Genomic DNA, 21,358 nt, shown 5'->3' on the forward strand with positions numbered 1-21,358 from the left:
AAAATGAAGGAATGATCCTTTTTTAGTTTAACGATAAGGGAGAAGCTCAATAACTTTCGTTGCCGTGTTTTTTACGAATGTAGCGTCATGCTCTACAAATAACAAAGTCGGTTTAAATTGAGTGATCATTTTTTCAATCTGTTGTTGGTTAAAAACATCCAAATAATTCAGCGGTTCATCCCAAATATAAAATTCTGCTTCGAGCCCGAGCGACTTTGAAAATTCGACTTTCTTTTGCTGACCCATGCTCATCTTTTCGATTGGTACCTGAAAAACATCACGGTTAAATCCGAAAATACGTAAATTGTTCAAAAATAATGTGTAGTCGATTTGCTGCTCAAAGGCAAAGTCTTTTACCATCCCCCGATTTTCCTCATAATTTTGGCGGATAACACTTGTACTCAACCCTTGTGGCATAATCATTTCACCGTCTACAGAACCAGGAAATGTACCTTGTAAATATTGAACAAGGGATGTTTTACCACTGCCGTTCGGTCCGACAATGGCAACTTGCTCTCCTTGGAAAATTTCAAATGAAATGGGTTGGAACAGAGGTTGATCACTGTAGCTCAATGTAAGGTTTTTCACCCGAAGCACAGGATTCCGATGCTTAAATTGACAGTTAATCTTCAAATCGCTTATTGTTTCAATATTTTTCAGCAGCTTCGTTTTATCCTCGATTTTTTCCTGTGTGCGTTTTTCAATTGCTTTTGCTCGTTTATTCATACGCTTAGCAATGGCATTCCCGAACGGATCATTACCTGAAGGCTTTTCACGTTGAGCAGCCCAGTCAGACTTTTCACGAGTCGTTTTTTGCAGGCGGTTGATTTCAGCGTTTAATGAGCGATTTTGCTCGAGTTCAAACTCGTCTTGTAGCTTCTTCTGCTGTTCATAGATTGAAAAGTTCCCTTTGTATAGGCTAAGCTGGCTTTTTTCAATCGCCAATATATGCGTAACCACTTCATCGATAAATTGTCGGTCATGACTGACGACGATAAAGCCTTTTTTCTTTTTCAAATAGTTTGCAACAATGGACCGGCCATTCATATCGAGATGATTCGTCGGTTCGTCGAGCAGCAGAAAACGGTTTTCCTCACAGAAGACGGCAGCAAGCATGACTTTTGTTTGTTCGCCGCCTGACAATTGTTCAAAGGGCATCCATAGCAACGATTGATCAAGCGACAAAAGCTGGCATTCCCGTTCGAGCTTCCATAACTCAACTGGCATTACTTCATCAATCGCATAATACGTACTAACTTTTGAATCGCGAATAGCAAGGGGGAAATAATGGAATTCTTCATCACTTGTTACTGTTCCGCTGTATGGTAATTTGTTTTGTAGTAAATGAAGCAAAGTTGTTTTTCCACGACCATTACGACCTATCAGACCAAGCTTCCAAGTATTATCGATCGTTATATTAATGTTTTTAAATAATGGTTCTTCGAGTAAATCATAGCTAAATGATACGTTTTTCATTTCTATTGGCATATATGCATACCTCCAAATTTTGATTTGAAAGTATACGCATTCACAAAGAATATTTATATATAAAAAATCCTTCTGAAAAAGTCAGAAGGATTAGTAATCATACGTAAATAAGCCTTTAAGTTTTCGCTAAAGGAGTATAAATGGGCAGACTAATCCTATTTTATGTGAAAATGCGTATACATTTTTACGTGTAAAATAGAATTATTTATCCATCAGCCATTCATCTTCCTTTCCAGTAAATTACTAGTAGTATGCCATAGATCGTTTGGGAATTCAACCCTCTTATTCATGGGGCAATCAAATCCAAAAGAGAATCCATTTTTACTTTGCAGAAAATTATAAAGTGGGAATAACTCGTATTAGTAAACGAAAAATAAAAAAGTTTACAAATATGATAACGTATATTATAAATGTTATAGAGGTGATATTTTTGGAAATTCAAAATATTTCAACGGAAGCACTTATAAAAGGTTTTGAAATGAAACAGGAATGTTATCAATGTTTGTTTTGTAAACAGTCCTATCATTTAGATGAAGTCTTTCCGTATGACAATCGTTTTCTGACAGCGGAAGGCATGATTAAAAAACATATTGAGCTGGCACATACTTCACCATTTCACGCATTGCTTGCTTTAGATAAAAAAGTGAGCGGGTTGTCAGATGTTCAAATTGAAATGATGCAGCATTTTTTCGAAGGCAAAACCGACCAGGAAATTGTAAGTGATAGCAATGTTTCGAGTGTATCAACAGTTCGTCAGCATCGCTTTAAACTTCGTGAAAAGGAAAAACAGGCGAAAATTTTTGTTGCCCTCATGCAGCTAATGAAAAACCCTGAACATTATCAAATCCATAAAGGGGCGAGACAAGTGGACGAACGTTATAGTATCGAACAGAACGAACGGGAAAAAGTACTGACTACCTATTTTAAAAACGGGTTGGACGCGGGGATCGAAACCATTCCAAGTAAGGAAAAGAAAAAACTCATTATCCTTCAGCATATTTTAAAGCGTTTTGAAGAAGGTAAGCACTACCATGAAAAAGATGTAAATGAAATTTTAAAGAATGTTCATGATGATTTTGTATCACTGCGCCGTCATCTGATTGAGTATGGCTTTATGGAGCGGAGTGACGATGGTTCGGAGTACTGGGTGAAAAAATAGGGGGGCTTTCTATGAAGGTAGAGCTGACACGATATCGTGTAAAAGCGGGGAAAACTTCTGTAGTAAAAGAATGGATGGATTTTTTAAATAATCATATGGAAGATGTACTCGTAACACTTGAGGGAGAAAAAATGTATGTGGAAACGATTTTTCACGAACATTTCAATGGTGAAGAATATTTATACTGGTATTCGGTGCAAGGAGATGGTGGGGTGGATGTAGATGATTCCACCCATTGGATTGATAAAAAGCATCTGGAATACTGGGATGAATGCATCGATGAAAGTTTTGATTCTATTGATTTGAAAACAGAAGTCGTAATGATTCCTGAAAAAGTTCGAGCTAGTATGAATTGCTATTGAAGCGATGTTCCGTAATATCAGGAAAATGAATTTTCTTAAAATGGAATTTTATTTTATGGATTTTTAATAAAATGCATTCATTTTCGTCCTTTAAACGAGAAAACCAACAAAAATTTTACGATTATCTTAATTTCAATCAAAATACTTGTATTATAGTAGTATTATATTATATTATATCCCTATTGATAAACTTGGTTTTAATAATAGGAGGAATTATTTTGTTGCAAATGGCAATTACGGGTATCCTTTGTGGTGCTCTTTTAGGTTTTGTGATGCAACGCGGACGTTTCTGTTTAACAGGAGGTTTCCGAGATATGTACATCGCAAAAGATAATCGTATGTTTTATGCTTTACTAGTAGCCATTGCAGTTCAAGCGGTAGGTGTATTCCTACTAATTGAGGCAGGGGCGTTTGAATATACAGCAGGTCAGTTCCCATTATGGGCAACGATTGCAGGCGCATTTATTTTTGGTATTGGGATTATTTTTGCAGGTGGCTGTGCTACAGGTACTTGGTATCGTGCGGGTGAAGGCTTAATCGGAAGCTGGATCGCATTGGCATTTTACATGTTAATGGCAGCTGTTATGAAATCAGGTCCATTAGCACAATTTACAGTTGATGCACGTACACCAGTAGTAGGTACGGATTCAATTGCCGATACATTTGGCATTAATGTCTGGTTTTTAGTCATTCCGTTTGTCGCATTGGTGGCGTTCATTGTTTACCGTGAATTACGCAAACCACGTGTGAAAATTCCAGGCTTGAAACCTAAGAAAACAGGCTTGGCACATATTTTATTCGAAAAACGCTGGAATCCATATGTGACAGCAATTTTAATTGGTTTGATTGCAACATTGGCTTGGCCGTTAAGTGCTGCATCAGGACGTATTTTCGGTTTAGGGATTACAACACCTTCAGCAAACATTCTGCAGTTTTTAGTAACTGGGGACTTAGACATCATTAACTGGGGTGTATTCCTTGTAATGGGTATTTTATTCGGTTCTTACTTCGCTGCTAAAATGAGCGGTGAATTCCGATTACGTACACCAGATACAAAAACAGTTGTACGAAGCTCTGCCGGCGGTGTTTTAATGGGGTTCGGCGCAAGTCTTGCAGGCGGCTGTTCAATCGGGAACGGTCTTGTAATGACATCAATGATGACTTGGTCAGGCTGGGTTGCTTTACTATTCATGATTTTGGGTACTTGGACAGCATCGTACTTCGTATTTGTGCGTCCATCAAAAAAACGTGCAGCAGCGCGTGCTTAAGGAGAGAATTTACATGAAAAAAACATTGGAAGTATTAGGTATGGTTTGTCCGTTTCCGTTAATCGAAGCAAAAGAAGCAATTAAAGAGTTAAACACAGGCGATGAGCTGGAAGTACAATTCGATTGTACTCAAGGTACAGAATCAATTCCACGCTGGGCAGCAGAAGATGGCCATGAAGTAACGAACTACGAGCAATTAGGCGAAGCTTCTTGGACAATTACAATCAAGAAAAAATAATTTCTGAGTTACAGGCAGCATCTCGATTTATGAGGTGCTGTTTTTTATTTGGGTGATAGGCTAAGTAAGGTGTGCATATTACCCGACACTGTATATTGTGAAACTCCATTTATTATGAAGCAATTAAGGCAAATTAAGATTCAAAGCAAATTTAAGCTATGACAGGGCTTTTTTAGAAGAACAGGAAAAAATTTATTAGAAAATTGGCTTTTTAGAACAATTAAAATTATAATAGAAGATTTCCGATTATATTAGAAAATTTCCCAACGACACAGCCCTTCATCTCTTAATAAAAGACAGAAGGGACTAATGTATAGCCCCTTACAATGAATTAGCAGACAATGACAACTGATAATTTGTCAGCGCTGGTTTCAATAAATCAAGAAACGCTTTAAAAGCAGGTGATTGCTGACGTTCCTTCTGATAGATCAGCAACGTTTCTCTTTCCAGAATAGGGTGCTGAATTATATGAGCCTGCAATTTGTCGGACGCATGTAAGTCAAACAATGTTTTTGCTACTATCGTTCCGCCAAGACCTTGCTCTACAAACTGAAAAATAGCGGGAATGCTTGAAGTCTCAAACTTCGGCTCAACCGTTATCTTGTCCGATTTTGCTGCTGCATTTAATATCCGCCGGCAAAGATGCGCATTTGGAAACAAAACTAGTGGTTCATTTAAAATATGGCGCAATTTCACGGGCTCCTCAAGATGAGTAGCAGTGTCTTTGCTTTCTACATAACAGAACTTTTCAGTATATAAAGGAATCTCAACAAACTGTTCATCGTAGTTTTCGATCAGTGGTGAAAACGAAAAACCGAAATCGATAGTATTATTCTTTAATAACGAATGAATATCTTCACCGGAAGTAACCGTTACTTGTATATGAGGATATTTGTGCATGAACTTTAATACTAAATCTGACACAATATTAGTCAGTTCTCCAGGCAACGCACCTACACGAAGAACCCCTTTTTCAAGTGAAGCCAATTGTTGCATTTGCATTTTAGTAGTATGCAATGTTTGAAATATCGTTTGTGCTTGGCGATAAAGGATCTGACCAGCTTCTGTAAGGGTGATTTTCTTGCCGATCCGGTTAAACAAAGGGGTATTCACTTCATTTTCGAGCACTTTTATTTGCTGGCTTAAAGTTGGCTGTGCAATATTAAGCCGTTCCGCCGCTCGAGTAAATTGCATCTCCTCACATAACATTAAAAAGTATTCTAACTGTCGTAATTCCATAGAAAACGCCTCACTTTTATAGTTATAAACTATTATATGTACTGTTTATATAATTAATATCTATTGTAAGGTAGAACCATATAAATAGAAAGGGGGGTTAATTTCCCTTTTCGACTTGCAGCTGCTTGAATAGAAATTCCCTTTTATTCATAACGTGAATATGGAGGTGAATTTTTTGAAGTGGATTTCAACTATTTCCAAAAAAAGATTAAGGTTAATTTTTTCTGCCTTTATTCTTTTCGGAGTTATTGTCTTTATAAGGCTGTTTTATGTGCAAATTATTCAGCATGATAAACTAACGGAACTTGCAAAAACGAATTGGGATCGGGAAATTCCGTTTACTTCAGAGCGCGGAGAAATATCGGATCGAAACGGTAAACTTATTGTTACGAATGAATTAGCGCCAACGCTTTATTTCATGCCTACACAGAATGATAATATTGAAGAAGCTGCAAACCAGATTGCGGAGGTGCTTAATTTGGATGCAAATAAGTTATACGAAAAAATGAATTCAAAAAGTTATCTAGTCAAACTTGCACCGGAAGCGAAAAATATTTCATACGAACAAGCCGTTAAAATTCAAGAATTGAAAATTGACGGACTGTATAGTGGTGTAGACTATGACAGGAGTTATCCGTACGGGAATTTGTTATCACGACTAATCGGATTTACGGGATATGATTCGCAGGGTCTTGCAGGAATTGAATATCAATATGATAAACTTTTGACTTCAAAAGATGCAGCAATCAAGTTGTTTACTGATGCAAAAGGGAAGGCATTACCTCATGTGAATGATGAATGGCGGGAAGGGAAGCAAGGAGCAACGGTAGGCTTAACGATTGATGTGGAAGTTCAAAAAGTTATTGAACGAGAACTGTCTCAAGCTATGACAAAATATAATGCTGAACAAGCATTGGCCATTGCGATGAATCCTAAAACAGGCGAGATTTTAGCTCTTTCTTCATATCCTACATATGATCCTTCAAAGTTTGAAGAAGTAGAATCATCTATTTATAACCGGAACTTGCCTGTATGGATGACATATGAGCCGGGATCAACCTTTAAGATTATTACACTGAGTGCTGCCGTTGAAGAAAATGTAGTGGATTTAGAAAAAGATACTTTTTTTGATAAAGGTTATACAATGGTGGAAGGTGTAAGACTTCGTTGTTGGAAACGTGATGGTCATGGAGAGGAAACGTTTTTACAAGTAGTGGAAAATTCCTGTAACCCAGGGTTTATCGAATTAGGGCAGCGAGTAGGTGCTGACAAATTAATGAAGTACATTAAAAACTTTGGGTTCGGTCAAACAACTGGTTCTAATATTGCCGGAGAAGCGTCAGGTATTTTATTTTCCGAAGAGGCATTTGGACCGGTCGAACATGCCACCACTTCTTTTGGGCAAGGTATATCTGTGACGCCTATTCAACAAGTTCAAGCAGTTTCTGCAGCTGTAAATGGTGGTAAACTCTTTACGCCCTATGTTGTTTCAAAAGTATACAACCCGGAAAGTGGAGAAGTGGTTATAGAAAATAAGCCGATCTTAAAACGCAATGTGGTTAGTGAGGAAACTTCTAAGATAGTAAGAGACGCGCTGGAATCTGTTGTAGCAAATGGGTCAGGGCGGGCTGCTTATCGGGATGGACTTCGCATTGGTGGGAAAACGGGTACTGCTCAAAAAGTAGAAAACGGACGCTATAAAGATGGGGACTATATTGTATCATTTATAGGTTTTGCACCGGCAAATGATCCTGAAGTTGTCGTATATGTAGCTGTTGACAGTCCAAAAGGGGAATTGGTATTCGGCAGTACAATCGTAGCACCGATTGTTGGACAGATTATTGAAGATATTGCACCTATTTTGGGGATAGAAAAAGATCGTGAAGGCCAATTAGAAAAGCAATATCGATGGGGTGACAAAATAACGGAGCGCGTACCTGATTTAGTAGGTGTATCTGTTAATGAAATTATGGAGTTAGAATATCCTTATCAAATTAAAGTACACGGGGAAGGTGAGACAGTAAAAGCGCAGTTACCGGAGCCGGAAAGTGTATTAGAGCTAGATGGCACTATTCATCTTTATTTAGAAAAATAAATTGAAGTTTTGAAGAACAACCATTTCCTCAATGAGCAAATGGTTGTTTTTGTGAAACTTTTTAATGTGCTATCATCTCATGTGCAATCTCATGGCCATCCATATGTGATGGGTAGTAGGTTGGCCAATTCGTTATTTCTTTTAATAAAGCTTCACGATCATCCCCCCAATAGATGTGGTAATGCCCTGATTTTTGAGGTGCAATAATATGGTCGCTAAACTGAACATAAGCCGGGACGCCTGTTTCTTCGCCAACATGTTTGAAAATAAACCGGACCCCACGATTTCCTTTTTCATAAGTTAAGATTTCATAGCCATCATATGCGTATTCTCCTTTATGGGCGTGACCATGATCATAAAATGTAATAAAACGATCTTCAATGACAATACGGTCCGTAGTTGTCTTATAGCCAGTTTCATAATAAGTTTTAAAGTCCTCAAATGTTTGGCTGTCATCATGGGAAGCCTTATGTTCAAATACTTCATCCAATGTGCCATCTTGCAAATGAGGGTAGACCGATTGCCAGTCGCCGCTCCAATCGCTTAATGGTCGATCCTGTATTTCTTCGTCTTCAAAATAACCGTTATAAACTTTTTCCTGTTCCTCATTAAGTTCATGTTGATGATCATGCTCATGAGCCTTTTCTTCTGTCACATCATCCGCAGTTGCATGGACCTCTTCTTTAGCATTTTCAGTACAACCAACGAGAATAAAGCTAAATGCTAACATACTTAACCAATTTAATTTCCTTTTCATATCTTACCTCCTAAATAGTAACTGTTACGATTTATAATATTATATAGTTGAGCCTTGCTTGTCAACATAAATCGTAATTATTACTATTTGAGAAGTTAGTTCCATCTAAAAAACTTCCCATGTCCATCAATATTTTCTAGTATTTTGACATTTTTAGTTATACCAGCATTAATGAAATCCACATGTAAATCCTTATCCTCCATATTGTTGTAGACATGATAAATGCTTTGAATATGGCTTAGTTGCTGGAGCAGTGACAATAATTCTGATTTTAATGTAACGGAAAACTGATTTGCGACATGTGTGTGGAAAATAATAATCTGACTACAATTAAGTTCATGAGTATCAAATAGAGGAGGAAGAAGTTTTCTGAAATCTCCTGTCAGTAAAAACTTTGAATATTGCGGGTGAATCGCCCTTGCTTTCTCTAAATTTTCTTTCCGAATAATTTGTTCAGGCCAAATTAGACTTTTCAGCCACAAAAATTCATCCGAATCCTGTAAATCGATAATATTTAAATCAATTCCAATGCGGTGTAAAATGTTCAAGCTTTTCACAGAAGTTATGGGAGTGCCGTAGTTTTTTGCAATAAGAGTTAGAGGGCTATTTTCATTGCCAAATGAAATCGGCGGTTCTTGTTCGATTTCATATCGATACCCATCTAAATTAAGTAAAAGTCCTGCACTTGTTCCGATTTCCAATAATGATAATGGTAGTTTCGCTTCTTCGGCAATTTCCGAGAAAATCGGGTAAAGATAGCTGGCACGTTGGACTTCATTTGTTTGAACAGATTTTGTCTGAAACAACTGCAACAGTTCATCCGAATGTTGTGTACAGAAACCGATAAGTAATTGAAAGCTTTCTTCCAGATTTACTTCATTAGGATTTTCAAATATTCGTTTTAATTGGTTTTCCTTTTGGGCCGATAAATACTGCACAGACCCAAAAAATAAATTAGGCTTTGGCTGTGTCTCTGGAATATGCATAATGAGATTTAAGAGTTGCTCATTTGTCATGATCCTTTCACACCAATATTCATAAAGCGGGCTATTGTTTTTTGCTTCATCGCTGGCGAAACGTCTGAAAGCGGTGACTAGTTTTTCCATTTAAAACACCTCATTTCGTATCGTGCTTACAGTGTATAATAGACTTATAATTAACTGAATTAATAAATTTTAATGTGTTTGATTAATAATACTAATAAGAGGATGGTCACTATGGATATAAAATGGCTGAAATCATTTATTGCGGTTGTTGAAGAAGGGAGCTTTCGAGCAGCTGCAGAAAAACTGTATATTTCCCAGCCCAGTATCACTGTACATATGAAGCTATTGGAGGAACATTTATTGGTTCAATTGTTTCACCGTGAGCATACAAAGGTTATGGTATCTGCAATTGGCGAAAAATACTATCCAATGGCCAAAAAACTTGTGGCTCAAATAGAAGCGAGTACAAAAGAAATTCACCTGGAATCACTACATCCGGCTGTTCCATTAATAATTTCAGTTTCACCTGCTTTGCTTTATACCAATCTATTAGAGCGAATACATGATTTTATTGAAATACATCAACACTACAATTTAGAAATTGTACTGGAAGATCAGATGCAGTTGGAGAGCGCAATAAAAGAGCAGCGAATAGATGTAGCATTAGGTTTACACAAATTCATTTCTAAAGAATTTCATTCGGAGCGTATTGACCGTTCTCCGTTAAAACTGGTGTATTCTTCTAAATTACAGCTTGTGGAAAAGCAGTTGGATTTACAGCTTAAAGCGCTTTTTAATGAGCATCCGTTTTATATAGGTTATTTAAATGAACATACCCCGGTAATTGAATGGTTAAATAATGAGTACGATATTAAGAAATTCAACAAAATAAAGGATGTTATTTTTGCTATAAAATTGATTAAGGAAGGTTTAGGTATTGGGCTATTGCCTGAAATTTTGATTGCAGAGGAAGTTGAAGCGGATTTATTAAGGGTTGTGGATATAGGTCCGATCGGGACTATTTATCCAGTTGATATTTATATGAGCCACTTAAGAAATTCTACTAAAATTATTCCTTTGACGAGTTTTATTCGAGAAAGTTTGATAGATAATTGAGAAAAGGGGAGCATAGTTTTCTTTTTTATGAATTTATATTTATAGGTGAAGCAAAAAAAATATTGCTTCACTTATTTATTCAAATAAAGACAATGTTGTACGAAGGTCATTTTCATAATATACCCCAATGTAGATCTCTGTATATTTCATGTTTTTTCTATTCAATCTATTAAATAAAACGTCCATTTGCTGCTCCAATCTTTTTATTTTCTCATTATACTGATATTATGTTGAATAACGATCAAATTTTATAAATCTTTATACTACAATCATGAAAATGCTATTAAATGCGCATAATAACCTGGTTATTCCGAAATAGCAATTTCATAAGATAAAAGTGAATCTTTTATGGGAAAATGCGGAAAACAATAATTTTAATAAAATACTAGCCGATTTTCTTGACTGGTCATGGTACTATAGAAATATGGCGAATTTAAGGCGAAAAGATATAAATTGATATAAAGGGGTAGTAATATGAAGATGTTTGACGAGAAAATTCAGGGATTGTTACAGCAATCGGCATTACAATACATAATTTATAAAGAAAATGAAGATACAGAGCGAATTGAAAAGCTTCATTTATTTGCACGCAAGCTTATACAAAAGGAATTTGTTATCGGTTTTGCCGGTCACTTTTCTGCAGGTAAATCAAGTATGATCAATGCACTGTCGGGGGAAAACATTTTAGCGACAAGCCCAATCCCGACAAGTGCGAACATTGTTAAGGTGCATAAATCGGATGAAGATTTTGCAATTCTATATTTGAACAACGAAAAGCCGGTAAAATTTGAAGCTGGCTATGATATTAAACAAGTAAAAGAATTGAGCAAAAACGGTGAATTGGTATCACAAATTGAAATCGGACATAGTACATCAAGCTTACCTGAAGGGGTAACGGTGATGGATACACCGGGTGTTGACTCAACGGACGATGCGCATGCGATGAGTACCGAATCTGCGTTGCATATTGCCGATATGGTGTTTTACACAATGGACTACAACCATGTTCAGTCAGAGTTGAACTTCCAATTTACAAAGCAATTAATGAAATACAATCCGAATGTGTATTTGATCGTCAATCAAATTGACAAGCACCGTGAAGCAGAACTGTCATTTGAAGAGTTTAAGCAATCAGTTCATAACTCATTTGCGGCATGGGGTGTTTATCCAAAAAATATTTTCTTCACATCATTGCGTGAAAAAGAGCTTCCGGACAACGATTTTGAACAAGTGAAAAAAATCGTTATGGATTCGATGAACGACTGGCAAGAACAATTGATTTCAACTGCAGAAAATACATTGACGAAGCTTCAGCATGAGCATGAAGCATATTTAGAAGAAGAGAAGCAAGATCGCTTCAATACGTACGCTGAACTCGTTTCTGAAGATGACTGGCAGCACCGTGATGATATATTAGAGCAATATGAAAAACTGACGCGTCAAACAGAACTATTCTCGTTTGATGTGTTTGATAAGCAGTTCGATGAAAAACGTAAAGACTTGCTTGCAAATGCTGCGATTATGCCGGCGGATGTTCGTGATAAACTACGTGCCTATTTAGAAAGTCAGCAAGAGGACTTTAAAGTTGGCGGACTGTTTACTGCGAAAAAGAAAACAGCAGAAGAGAAAACGCGACGTCAGGAAGAAGCATATGCAAGCTTTAACCATGTTGTCCAATCGCAAATTACCGGTCATATAAAAGCATTGATGAAGCAAGCGTTAAAAGATGTCGGTGCATTGAATGATGAACGTGCCGCAACCATTGACAAGAAGGAATTTAATTTCCCGTTCTCGATTATTGAAGATCAAGTGCAAAAAAGCGCGGTAATAACGGGAGATGCGGTATTAAACTTTGCGAATCGTGTTTCAGATGCGACAAAACGTTACTTTATACAAACAACGGATGCATGGAAGCTAGAGCAAAAAGATACATTGGAACAGGTTGCGCGTGAAGCGGCAGCACCTGTTAAGCTTAAAATTAATGCAATGTCCGAAAAAGTGCATGCGCTTCAGCATTTACTGCAAATCGAGAAATTCCAAGCTTTCAGCAACACATTAATGAAACAAGTTTCCAATGAAATTCGCGCGGAATCCAAAATTTATTTGGAAAACTGGAAGCGTGAACATGAGCAGGCATTGAAAGATATTCGTCCATTTGATGAATCGATGCTGCAGTTAAAGGATCAAGAAACAGAAATTGCTGCTGAACAAACGCAGGAAAAAGTGAGTTCAGGTTTGAATGTTGATAAAGTAACTGAAAAAGCATTGAAGACGGCGCATATTATTAAAGATGTTCAAGGCTTCAAAGAAGTGTCCAGCTTCTTGACGAAAAAAGTGGAACGTCTGCAAAAACGCGACTTTACGATTGCCTTATTCGGTGCATTCAGTGCGGGTAAATCAAGTTTTTCAAATGCATTGATGGGTGAGCGCGTATTACCGGTATCACCAAACCCTACGACAGCAGCGATCAATAAAATCCGTCCTGTCTCACCGGAACATCCGCATGAAACAGCCGATGTTCACCTGAAAAATGAAGCGCAGCTACTTGAAGATATTCAAGGTTCGTATGCAGCGATTGGCCTTCAAGTATCATCACTAAAAGAAGCGTATGATCGTGCTGAGGAAGGGCTGGCTGTTCCATTAACAGATGAGCGCCTCAATGTTCATAAATCATTTATCCGTGCGTATTCGGAAGGTTATGAAACATTCATCACAAAATTGGGAACGACATTACGTGTTAACCGCCATGATTTTGAAAAATACGTAGCACAGGAAAACCGTTCTTGTTTCGTGGACAATATCGATTTCTATTTTGATTCACCACTAACGCGTATGGGTGTAACATTAGTAGATACTCCGGGTGCCGATTCGATCAACGCACGTCATACGGGTGTAGCGTTCGATTATATTCGAAATGCCGATGCCATTCTTTTCATTACGTACTTCAACCATGCATTTGCAAAAGCGGACCGTGAGTTCTTAATCCAGCTAGGACGTGTAAAAGATGCGTTTGAACTGGATAAAATGTTCTTTATCGTAAATGCGATTGACTTGGCTTCTACAATGGAAGAAGAGGAAGAAGTAAAAGGCTATGTTCGTTCAGAGCTACAACGCTTCGGTATCCGTTTCCCAAGACTGTACGGAGTATCGAGTTTACTGGCCTTAAAAGAAAAGCAGGATCAGCTTGAACATCAGTCAGGTATGGCACCATTTGAAGATGCGTTCCATCACTTCCTGAATGATGAACTGATGGGAATTGCGGTACAGGCACTGCAAGAAGAAGTGGATAAAACAGAAGCACGTCTGAATGATTTAATTACACAAACTGAAGAAAACCTGAAACGTAAAGATGAGCGTCTTGAAGAATTGGCTCATTTGGAAAAGCTAGTGCGCTCCAAGTTCCAGTCAACTCAGACAGCCATGCTTGAAAGTGAAACAAAGCAAGAACTGGATGAACTGTTATACTATGTACTGCAACGTGTGTATTACCGCTATCCGGACTTCTACCGTGAAAGCTATAATCCGTCCACATTCGCGCAAATGCCTGCACAGCAAGCATTGCAAACAGCATTAAAAGAAGTATTGCAGGCGTTAAGCTTTGACTTCGCTCAGGAATTGCGTGTAACGAATTTCCGTTTAGCACAATTTGTAGAGAAGAAAATGAAGGAACTGTTTAAAGATGAGTCACGTGAATTAAAAGAACTGAACCCAAGCTTTGCATTTTTAAGCTATGAATCAAAAGAGCCGGAGATTTTAGATTTTACAGGTCCATTTACAGATTCGGCACCGTATGAAGGGGTAAAATCCCACTTTAAAAATGTGAAGGCATTCTTTGAAAAGAATGAAAAAGAGCAATTGCGTGATGCATTGGAGCAATTAACAAAACCAAATGCACAAAACTATCTGGATGCGGAAAAAGCCAAAATTATGGAGTGGGCGGGTAGCTATATCGCCATTGAAGCAGAAGGATTGCGCCAGTATATGCTTGAACAGGCAGTCGAGCAGATTGAAACAGAACGTTTATTACTTCAAGAAGAAAGTCGCTTAGCTGTTTGGAAAGATATTTACGCGCAACTACAAGCGTAAGGAGGATCTTTTTAATGACGAATATTTTTGTGACCGCAAATCGAATGGAAAGAACTGGTCGTTTGATCGATACAAGATTTGATATGAACAATTTAGAGTCAGGCAGAAAGATGTATGAAGAGGGCCACATTGAAGGGGCGGTATACTGGGATTTAAATACCGATCTGTCGGATTTAACAAAAGAAGAGGGCAGACATCCGCTTCCGGAAAAGAAGCAGCTTCAGGCTTTGTTTGAAAAGCATGGTTTAAATTACAATGATGCCATCTATATTTATGATCAAGGTGCTGCTGCTTTCGCAACTCGTGCATGGTGGATTTTGCATTATGCAGGCTTCAAGCATGCCTATGTTGTAAATGGCGGTTTTGAGGCACTTAAGGAAGCTGGTTTCCCTATAACGACAGAAGTACCTGTATTTAAGGAAAGCAAGCTTGATTTACAGTGGAATGATGATATTTTAATAAAACGTCAGGATATTATGCATATTATTGAAGGTAAGCGAAAAGCGACAATAATTGATGCCCGCGCACCGGAACGTTACCGTGGTGAAACAGAGCCGTTTGATAAAGTGGCAGGACATATACCGACAGCTAAAAACTATGATTGGGAAAAGTTGCGTAATGGCTCAGAACTGGTTATTACGTCTTCTCTTCTCGAGCAAGTTCCAAAAGATGAGGAAGTAGTTGTCTATTGCGGATCAGGAGTAACTGCTACACCGGTATATACAGTATTAAAGGAAGCAGGCTATCAAAATATAAAAATCTATATGGCCGGCTACAGTGATTGGGTAAATCATCACTCTGTCGAAAAATAGATTGGAACTGCTGAATAGGCCGTTATGTAAATTAATTTTACATAGCGGCTTTTTGTTGTACGAAAGAATGGGTCCAATTTCCAATATTTATGATAAAGTGGTATTGTAGAAAAATAACGGTCAAAGGAGTGAGAAATATGTTATTTAAGAAAAAAACTGAGCTGAGTGAAAAGAACGGAGTAAAAATGATTAATGGGTCTGTTCAATTTCAAGCCGTTTATTTAAATGTTCATTGCTTTGAAGTGGACGGTATACTAATTGATACAGGTTCTGCCTCACTTCTTAAGCAGTTTATGCCTTTTTTTGAACAGATGGACGTTGATCAGATTATGTTGACCCATTATCATGAAGATCACTCAGGAGGCGCGCATTTTTTGCAGAAAACATATAACTTGCCGATATTTATGCACCCGCTCAACATTGAAGAATGTGCTAAAAAGGCAAGCTATCCTTTATATCGCAAACTGTTCTGGGGGGCAAGGCTGCCGTTTCTTGCAAAGCCTGTCGGAGATGCTTTTTCATCAAGAACAGCTGATTGGAAAGTGATTGAAACTCCAGGACATACAGAAGACCATGTAGCCTATTTAAATGAATCGACAGGTCAACTTTTTACAGGTGATCTGTATGTGACACCGAAAACAAAAGTCGTCTTGCGTGAAGAAAGTATTCCTCAAATTATTCGATCGCTGGAGAGAGTATTAACGTATGATTTTCTTGAAATATATTGTAATCATGCGGGATATATAGAAAACGGTAGAGATGCTTTAATGCGAAAACTTAATTATTTAAAAGAGCTAAGTTATAAAATAGAAATGATGAACGAAGAGGGTTTGACAACTGATGAGATTACAGCGCAGCTTTTCAGTAAAAAGTATCCGATTACAAAACTGTCTTTAGGTGAATGGGATGCGGCACATATCGTATCTTCTGTCCTAAACAAGTAAATAATATATTTCCGTCTAGTAAGTAGGAACTTACTAGATTTTTTTTATTTAACATTGAAGCAGAAAAAATAACTATTACGAAACTTAAAATTTACATTAGCTTTACAATTAACATTACTTAATAATGGGTATGGAAGAAGAAAAGTTAATTTTTGTAGGAAATGCTGACAAAAAGGTTAATTAAAAGCATGAAATCAACAAATATCTGTTAATTTCAGAATATTTCATCAAAAAACGGCTAAAATTAACAGGATATGTTCATAAAGCTATGTTTCACAATTGTAAAGCTTTTGTAAATAACATAAATTAATGTTGAAGATATTGAAAAATCGGTGTTATGATAACCTAGGTTTTAATTTACAAACTTCATTTTAGGAGGATTTTATTCGATGTTTAACTCTAAAAAGCCAGATCCATTTTTTGAAGGATTATTAAATATTGCAAAAAATGTACAACAAGGTGCCAACTATGCAAAAGAATCGACAATTACTACAGTATCAGAACTAAAACAAATTCAAATTAAAATGAAGTCCTTTGAAACAGCGGGAGACAAGCTGATCCATGAATTAATCGTGAAATTAAACGATTCGTTTATGACACCAATTGAACGTGAAGATATCTTATCATTAGCCATTAAACTGGACGATATTCTGGATGGCATTGAAAATACAATTGCCCACTTCGAAATGTACTCTTTCACAGAAGTAAATCAGTACATGCGTGACTTTGTAGATTATATTGCTAAATCATCTGATGAAGCAGTAAAAGCAATGGAGTTATTGAATAAAAAAGATTTAATCGGAATGCGTCAACATGCTATTCTGATCAAAGATTATGAGCGCGAGTGTGATGAAATTTTCCGTAAATCCATTACTGAACTATTCCAGACTGAGAAAGATCCAATTCGCTTAATCATCTTTAAAGATTTATATGAGCAGTTAGAAGAAATTGCGGACTACTGCCAAAATGTAGCGAATACAATTGAATCAATTATTATGCGAAATGCATAATGAAAAAGGAGTAAATTATGGATACGTTATTAATCATTACCGTACTCGTTGTCATCTTTGCGCTGGCATTCGACTTTATTAACGGTTTCCATGATACAGCGAATGCGATCGCCACATCTGTATCGACGCGTGCATTAAAACCTCGAGTAGCTGTTCTGTTAGCGGCAGTGATGAACTTCGTAGGTGCGATGACGTTTGTAGGCGTAGCAAAAGCTGTAGCATCTGGAATTGTAGATCCGTTCTCTTTAAACGCATTTGAAGGGGATACAACAGGATCTGTAGTAATTTTAGCGGCATTATGTTCTGCCATCACATGGAACTTATTAACTTGGTATTTCGGTATTCCATCAAGTTCTTCACATACATTAATCGGATCAATTGCTGGTGCAGCAGTTGCATCAGCAGGTATGAATATTTTAAACTATGAAGGTTTCTTTAAAATTTTACAGGCGTTAATTATTTCGCCGATTTTAGCTTTAACTCTAGGTTTTATCGTAATGAAATTATTCAAGTTTATTTTCCACCGCTCACCATTGTATGGAACAACGAAAGCGTTCCGTTTGACGCAAATCGGTACAGCGGCATTACAATCGTTTACACATGGTACGAACGATGCCCAAAAAGCGATGGGTATTATTACAATGGCTTTAATCGCAGCAAACTGGCAATCAACTGATGAAGTACAGGATTGGGTACGTTTTGCCTGTGCGTTGGCGATGGGTCTTGGGACATCAGTCGGCGGATATAAAATCATTAAAACAGTCGGCGGTAAAATTATGAAAATCCGTCCGGTCAACGGGGTAGCGGCTGACTTAACTTCAGCTTCAATCATTTTTGGGGCAACAGTCATCGCATTACCGGTTTCGACAACACATGTAATTTCTTCTGCAATTATGGGTGTTGGTGCAGCACAACGTGTGAAAGGTGTTAAATGGGGAATGGCTCGTAAAATTGTAATTACGTGGTTTATCACATTGCCAATTTCCGCATTAATGGCCGGATTATTCTACTTCTTAATTAGCCTTATTTTCTAATTTTAAAACGGCGCTCAATAATTAATATTGAGCAGCCGTTTTTTGTTGTTGAAGTTGGGGGCAGGGGATTTTCTAATAAAGTTACGGGTTGTTCTAATAAAACTTGAGAAGTTCTAATATATCGCGGGTTTTCTAATAAAGTGTATGTTTGTTCTAATATGAGCGCTCGATCTTCAAATAAACTATATGAAAGTTCTAAAATAGCATGCAACTCTTCTAATATCAGTCATAATATACACTGCGCCGCACTCACCACATAAAACGTAACACGAGTTCTACACTCCCCCAGATCAATTCAAATAAGTCTGGAACAGCTCATGCACATTTTCTACCGGAATAAATAATCCAACTTTCCCATGCCCTTCACGAGTTCCTGTTGCAAACACAACACCGATTACGTGTCCGTTTTCATTAATGACCGGGCTACCGCTATTTCCGCGATAAACAGGTGCATCCATCATAATGATATCCGGCTGAATGTCAGCGGCAGTAGTATAGCCGATAATCGTTCCTTTGTTGGCAATACCGCTAAATGCAAGGGGATTTCCGATTAAATAGACGGGTTCATTTTTACGGAATTCGCTCGCCCGGGCAAGTGGCAGGAACGGCAAGTTTTCCGCATCCACTTTTAACAGTGCCAAATCATAATCTTCATATGATTCCACAACCTCAGCTTTATAAAGCGTATCATCCGGAAAAACAACAGTAATCGTCAACGCATCCTCAATTACATGATCATTTGTTATTATGTAGCCATTTTCTGATACTGCAAATCCTGTCCCTTTTCCTGAGTCGGTATTAATTGTGACAACAGATTGTTTATATGTTTGAATATTTTCCTGATTGGATAGTTGTGTCGATACTTTTAAAAATTCGATGGCAGGAATGGAATACACATTGAAAATTACGGCAAACGTGCTAAAAGCTAATGTTAATGCCATTAGCCACACTACTATTCGAACAAATGGTTTTTGCTTTTTCATTTTTTTCGGCTGTGGGTTTGAACGTTCTTCATGCTCTTTTGCAAGCGCCTTTTCCTGTTCTTCCAAAACAAGTTCCAAAAATTCTTCTTCTGTCAGTTCCTCAGTATTCGTTTTGTCTGTCATTGTGTTCCCTCCGATAAGTATAAGTGTAACAAAAGTACACGAAATTTGAGACAAAAAGTGCCAGTTTAAAAAATTTTTTTAGAAGTTTGTGAATTGTTTCATATTACTAAATTGAAAATACTTCGTGCAATTCATCACATACTTCAGCTTGATAAAGCGGGGTTTTAAAAATGACAGCCCTTACATTTATTATCTAAAAATAATAGATTGTGTTTAAAATCACAAAAGGTGCAAGCGGTAGATAAATGCTATAAACATTGTTGTATCAATGTTTAAAGCTTATTTTAAGTGATTGAAATGTTTTTTTAAAGCTATCGTTGACAAAGTAAAAGTTAACGGTTAACATTCGTAATTACAAAGGAATTGAAAAATTAGAAGGGGATGGTAATTATGGATTTAATGAAAAAGTCGCTTGAAATGCACGAACACTTTGGCGGGAAAATGGAAATTCGTGCAAAGGTTCCGGTACAGGATAAATATGATTTAAGTTTAGCTTACTCTCCGGGTGTTGCTGCCCCTTGTCTTGCAATTGAACAGAATCCTTCAACAGTTTATGACTATACGATGAAAGGGAATTTAGTAGCGGTTATTACAGACGGCACCGCGGTTTTAGGGTTGGGGGATATCGGTCCTGAAGCTGCCTTACCGGTAATGGAAGGGAAAGCACTATTATTAAAGCGCTTTGCCAATGTCGATGCAGTGCCGGTATGCTTAAACACTAAAGACGTAGATGAAATTGTCAACATCGTAAAAGCAATTTCACCGACCTATGGGGCAATCAATTTGGAAGATATTTCAGCACCGCGCTGTTTTGAAATTGAAGACCGACTGCGTGCTGAATGTTCAATCCCGGTATTTCATGATGACCAACATGGAACGGCAATAGTCGTTGGGGCAGGTTTAATCAATGCAGTGAAACTGGTGAAAAAAGATGTCACGAAAATGAAGGTTGTCATTAACGGAGCTGGGGCAGCAGGTATTGCAATTCTCCGTATTTTAATTCAAATGGGTTACACAAATGTCGTAATGTGTGACACGAAAGGCATTATTTATGAAGGACGTCCTGAAGGGATGAACCCGGTTAAAGAACAGGTTGCTCATTTATCGAATCCGGAGCAATTACGCGGTACTTTAGATGATGCATTAGTAGGGGCAGATGTGTTTATCGGGGTGTCAGCAGCAAATATTTTAACGGAAAAGCATATTAAATCGATGGCTATAGATCCGATTGTCTTTGCTTTGGCAAATCCGGATCCTGAAATAACGCCGGAAAACGCAAAGAAGTGGGGCGTAAAAATTATCGGTACCGGCCGTTCTGACAATAAGAACCAAGTGAATAATATGCTTGCCTTCCCGGGGATTTTCCGTGGTGCACTTGATGTAAGAGCGACAGATATCAACGAATCGATGAAGCTGGCGGCGGTTGAAGCTATTGCATCGCTTGTAACAGAAGAAGAGCTTAATGAAGACTTTATTATTCCAAGCTCGATGGATGAACGTGTTGCAGGTGTAGTTGCGAAAGCGGTTGGATCCGCTGCCATCGAATCAGGGGTATCTGAGTTGTTCCAGCAAGTAGATCTAATTAACACTTCGGTAGCCATTTAAAAAGGATGTGACTGAAAGTAAATTCAGCACATCCTCTAAAATAGTGAAGACGA

General features: G+C 37.6%; 17 protein-coding genes. 12 read left to right on the forward strand and 5 right to left on the reverse strand.

Annotated elements, in window-relative coordinates; genetic code table 11:
• Nucleotides 1-27 precede the first annotated feature (27 nt).
• The gene (gene abc-f, locus AC0VXV_RS07075) at nucleotides 28-1,488 is read right to left on the reverse strand and encodes a ribosomal protection-like ABC-F family protein (RefSeq protein ID WP_475530910.1); all 1,461 of its coding nucleotides are present in this window, start codon (nucleotides 1,486-1,488) and stop codon (nucleotides 28-30) included.
• Between the two features lie 421 nt (nucleotides 1,489-1,909).
• Between abc-f and AC0VXV_RS07080 the strand changes: the two genes are divergently transcribed.
• The 4 genes from AC0VXV_RS07080 (at nucleotide 1,910) to AC0VXV_RS07095 (ending at nucleotide 4,515) form a co-directional block, all read left to right on the forward strand.
• Nucleotides 1,910-2,647, forward strand: coding sequence for a DUF2087 domain-containing protein (locus tag AC0VXV_RS07080; RefSeq protein WP_475531412.1), 738 nt, complete (start codon nucleotides 1,910-1,912; stop codon nucleotides 2,645-2,647).
• Nucleotides 2,648-2,658: 11 nt separating this feature from the next.
• A complete protein-coding gene (locus AC0VXV_RS07085) occupies nucleotides 2,659-3,009 on the forward strand; it encodes a DUF6176 family protein (protein ID WP_475530911.1) in 351 nt (116 codons plus the stop codon).
• 218 nt (nucleotides 3,010-3,227) lie between these two features.
• Nucleotides 3,228-4,277: a YeeE/YedE thiosulfate transporter family protein gene (locus AC0VXV_RS07090; RefSeq protein WP_475530912.1), complete on the forward strand. Its 1,050-nt coding sequence runs from the start codon at nucleotides 3,228-3,230 to the stop codon at nucleotides 4,275-4,277.
• A 13-nt stretch (nucleotides 4,278-4,290) separates the two neighbouring features.
• On the forward strand, nucleotides 4,291-4,515 hold the full coding sequence (locus AC0VXV_RS07095; RefSeq protein WP_008404823.1) for a sulfurtransferase TusA family protein: 225 nt from the start codon (nucleotides 4,291-4,293) through the stop codon (nucleotides 4,513-4,515).
• Nucleotides 4,516-4,836: 321 nt separating this feature from the next.
• On the opposite strand, the gene AC0VXV_RS07100 is transcribed toward AC0VXV_RS07095, so the two are convergent.
• A complete protein-coding gene (locus AC0VXV_RS07100; RefSeq protein WP_475530913.1) occupies nucleotides 4,837-5,754 on the reverse strand; it encodes a LysR family transcriptional regulator in 918 nt (305 codons plus the stop codon).
• A 175-nt stretch (nucleotides 5,755-5,929) separates the two neighbouring features.
• Here AC0VXV_RS07100 and AC0VXV_RS07105 point away from each other — a divergent pair, with 175 nt between their 5' ends.
• Nucleotides 5,930-7,849, forward strand: coding sequence for a penicillin-binding transpeptidase domain-containing protein (locus tag AC0VXV_RS07105; RefSeq protein WP_475530914.1), 1,920 nt, complete (start codon nucleotides 5,930-5,932; stop codon nucleotides 7,847-7,849).
• Nucleotides 7,850-7,910: 61 nt separating this feature from the next.
• Here the strand turns inward: AC0VXV_RS07105 and AC0VXV_RS07110 are convergent, their stop codons facing one another.
• Nucleotides 7,911-8,606: a ZinT family metal-binding protein gene (locus tag AC0VXV_RS07110; RefSeq protein ID WP_475530915.1), complete on the reverse strand. Its 696-nt coding sequence runs from the start codon at nucleotides 8,604-8,606 to the stop codon at nucleotides 7,911-7,913.
• A gap of 95 nt (nucleotides 8,607-8,701) precedes the next feature.
• Nucleotides 8,702-9,712 (reverse strand): DUF2332 domain-containing protein, encoded by a 1,011-nt coding sequence (locus AC0VXV_RS07115; RefSeq protein WP_475530916.1) that lies wholly within the window; start codon nucleotides 9,710-9,712, stop codon nucleotides 8,702-8,704.
• Between the two features lie 111 nt (nucleotides 9,713-9,823).
• Between AC0VXV_RS07115 and AC0VXV_RS07120 the strand changes: the two genes are divergently transcribed.
• From AC0VXV_RS07120 to AC0VXV_RS07145, 6 genes are all read left to right on the forward strand, one after another.
• On the forward strand, nucleotides 9,824-10,708 hold the full coding sequence (locus tag AC0VXV_RS07120; protein WP_475530917.1) for a LysR family transcriptional regulator: 885 nt from the start codon (nucleotides 9,824-9,826) through the stop codon (nucleotides 10,706-10,708).
• Nucleotides 10,709-11,182: 474 nt separating this feature from the next.
• Nucleotides 11,183-14,794 (forward strand): dynamin family protein, encoded by a 3,612-nt coding sequence (locus AC0VXV_RS07125; RefSeq protein WP_475530918.1) that lies wholly within the window; start codon nucleotides 11,183-11,185, stop codon nucleotides 14,792-14,794.
• Between the two features lie 14 nt (nucleotides 14,795-14,808).
• On the forward strand, nucleotides 14,809-15,606 hold the full coding sequence (locus AC0VXV_RS07130; RefSeq protein WP_475530919.1) for a sulfurtransferase: 798 nt from the start codon (nucleotides 14,809-14,811) through the stop codon (nucleotides 15,604-15,606).
• A 137-nt stretch (nucleotides 15,607-15,743) separates the two neighbouring features.
• A complete protein-coding gene (locus tag AC0VXV_RS07135; protein ID WP_475530920.1) occupies nucleotides 15,744-16,550 on the forward strand; it encodes an MBL fold metallo-hydrolase in 807 nt (268 codons plus the stop codon).
• Between the two features lie 389 nt (nucleotides 16,551-16,939).
• Nucleotides 16,940-17,560, forward strand: coding sequence for a DUF47 domain-containing protein (locus tag AC0VXV_RS07140; protein WP_475530921.1), 621 nt, complete (start codon nucleotides 16,940-16,942; stop codon nucleotides 17,558-17,560).
• Nucleotides 17,561-17,577: 17 nt separating this feature from the next.
• Nucleotides 17,578-18,594: an inorganic phosphate transporter gene (locus tag AC0VXV_RS07145; RefSeq protein ID WP_340800812.1), complete on the forward strand. Its 1,017-nt coding sequence runs from the start codon at nucleotides 17,578-17,580 to the stop codon at nucleotides 18,592-18,594.
• Between the two features lie 290 nt (nucleotides 18,595-18,884).
• Here the strand turns inward: AC0VXV_RS07145 and AC0VXV_RS07150 are convergent, their stop codons facing one another.
• Nucleotides 18,885-19,700: a S1C family serine protease gene (locus tag AC0VXV_RS07150; protein WP_475530922.1), complete on the reverse strand. Its 816-nt coding sequence runs from the start codon at nucleotides 19,698-19,700 to the stop codon at nucleotides 18,885-18,887.
• Nucleotides 19,701-20,090: 390 nt separating this feature from the next.
• Here AC0VXV_RS07150 and AC0VXV_RS07155 point away from each other — a divergent pair, with 390 nt between their 5' ends.
• Nucleotides 20,091-21,305: an NAD(P)-dependent malic enzyme gene (locus tag AC0VXV_RS07155; protein ID WP_475530923.1), complete on the forward strand. Its 1,215-nt coding sequence runs from the start codon at nucleotides 20,091-20,093 to the stop codon at nucleotides 21,303-21,305.
• Nucleotides 21,306-21,358: the final 53 nt, after the last annotated feature.

The sequence above is a fragment of the Solibacillus sp. iso_87 genome (assembly GCF_056173085.1).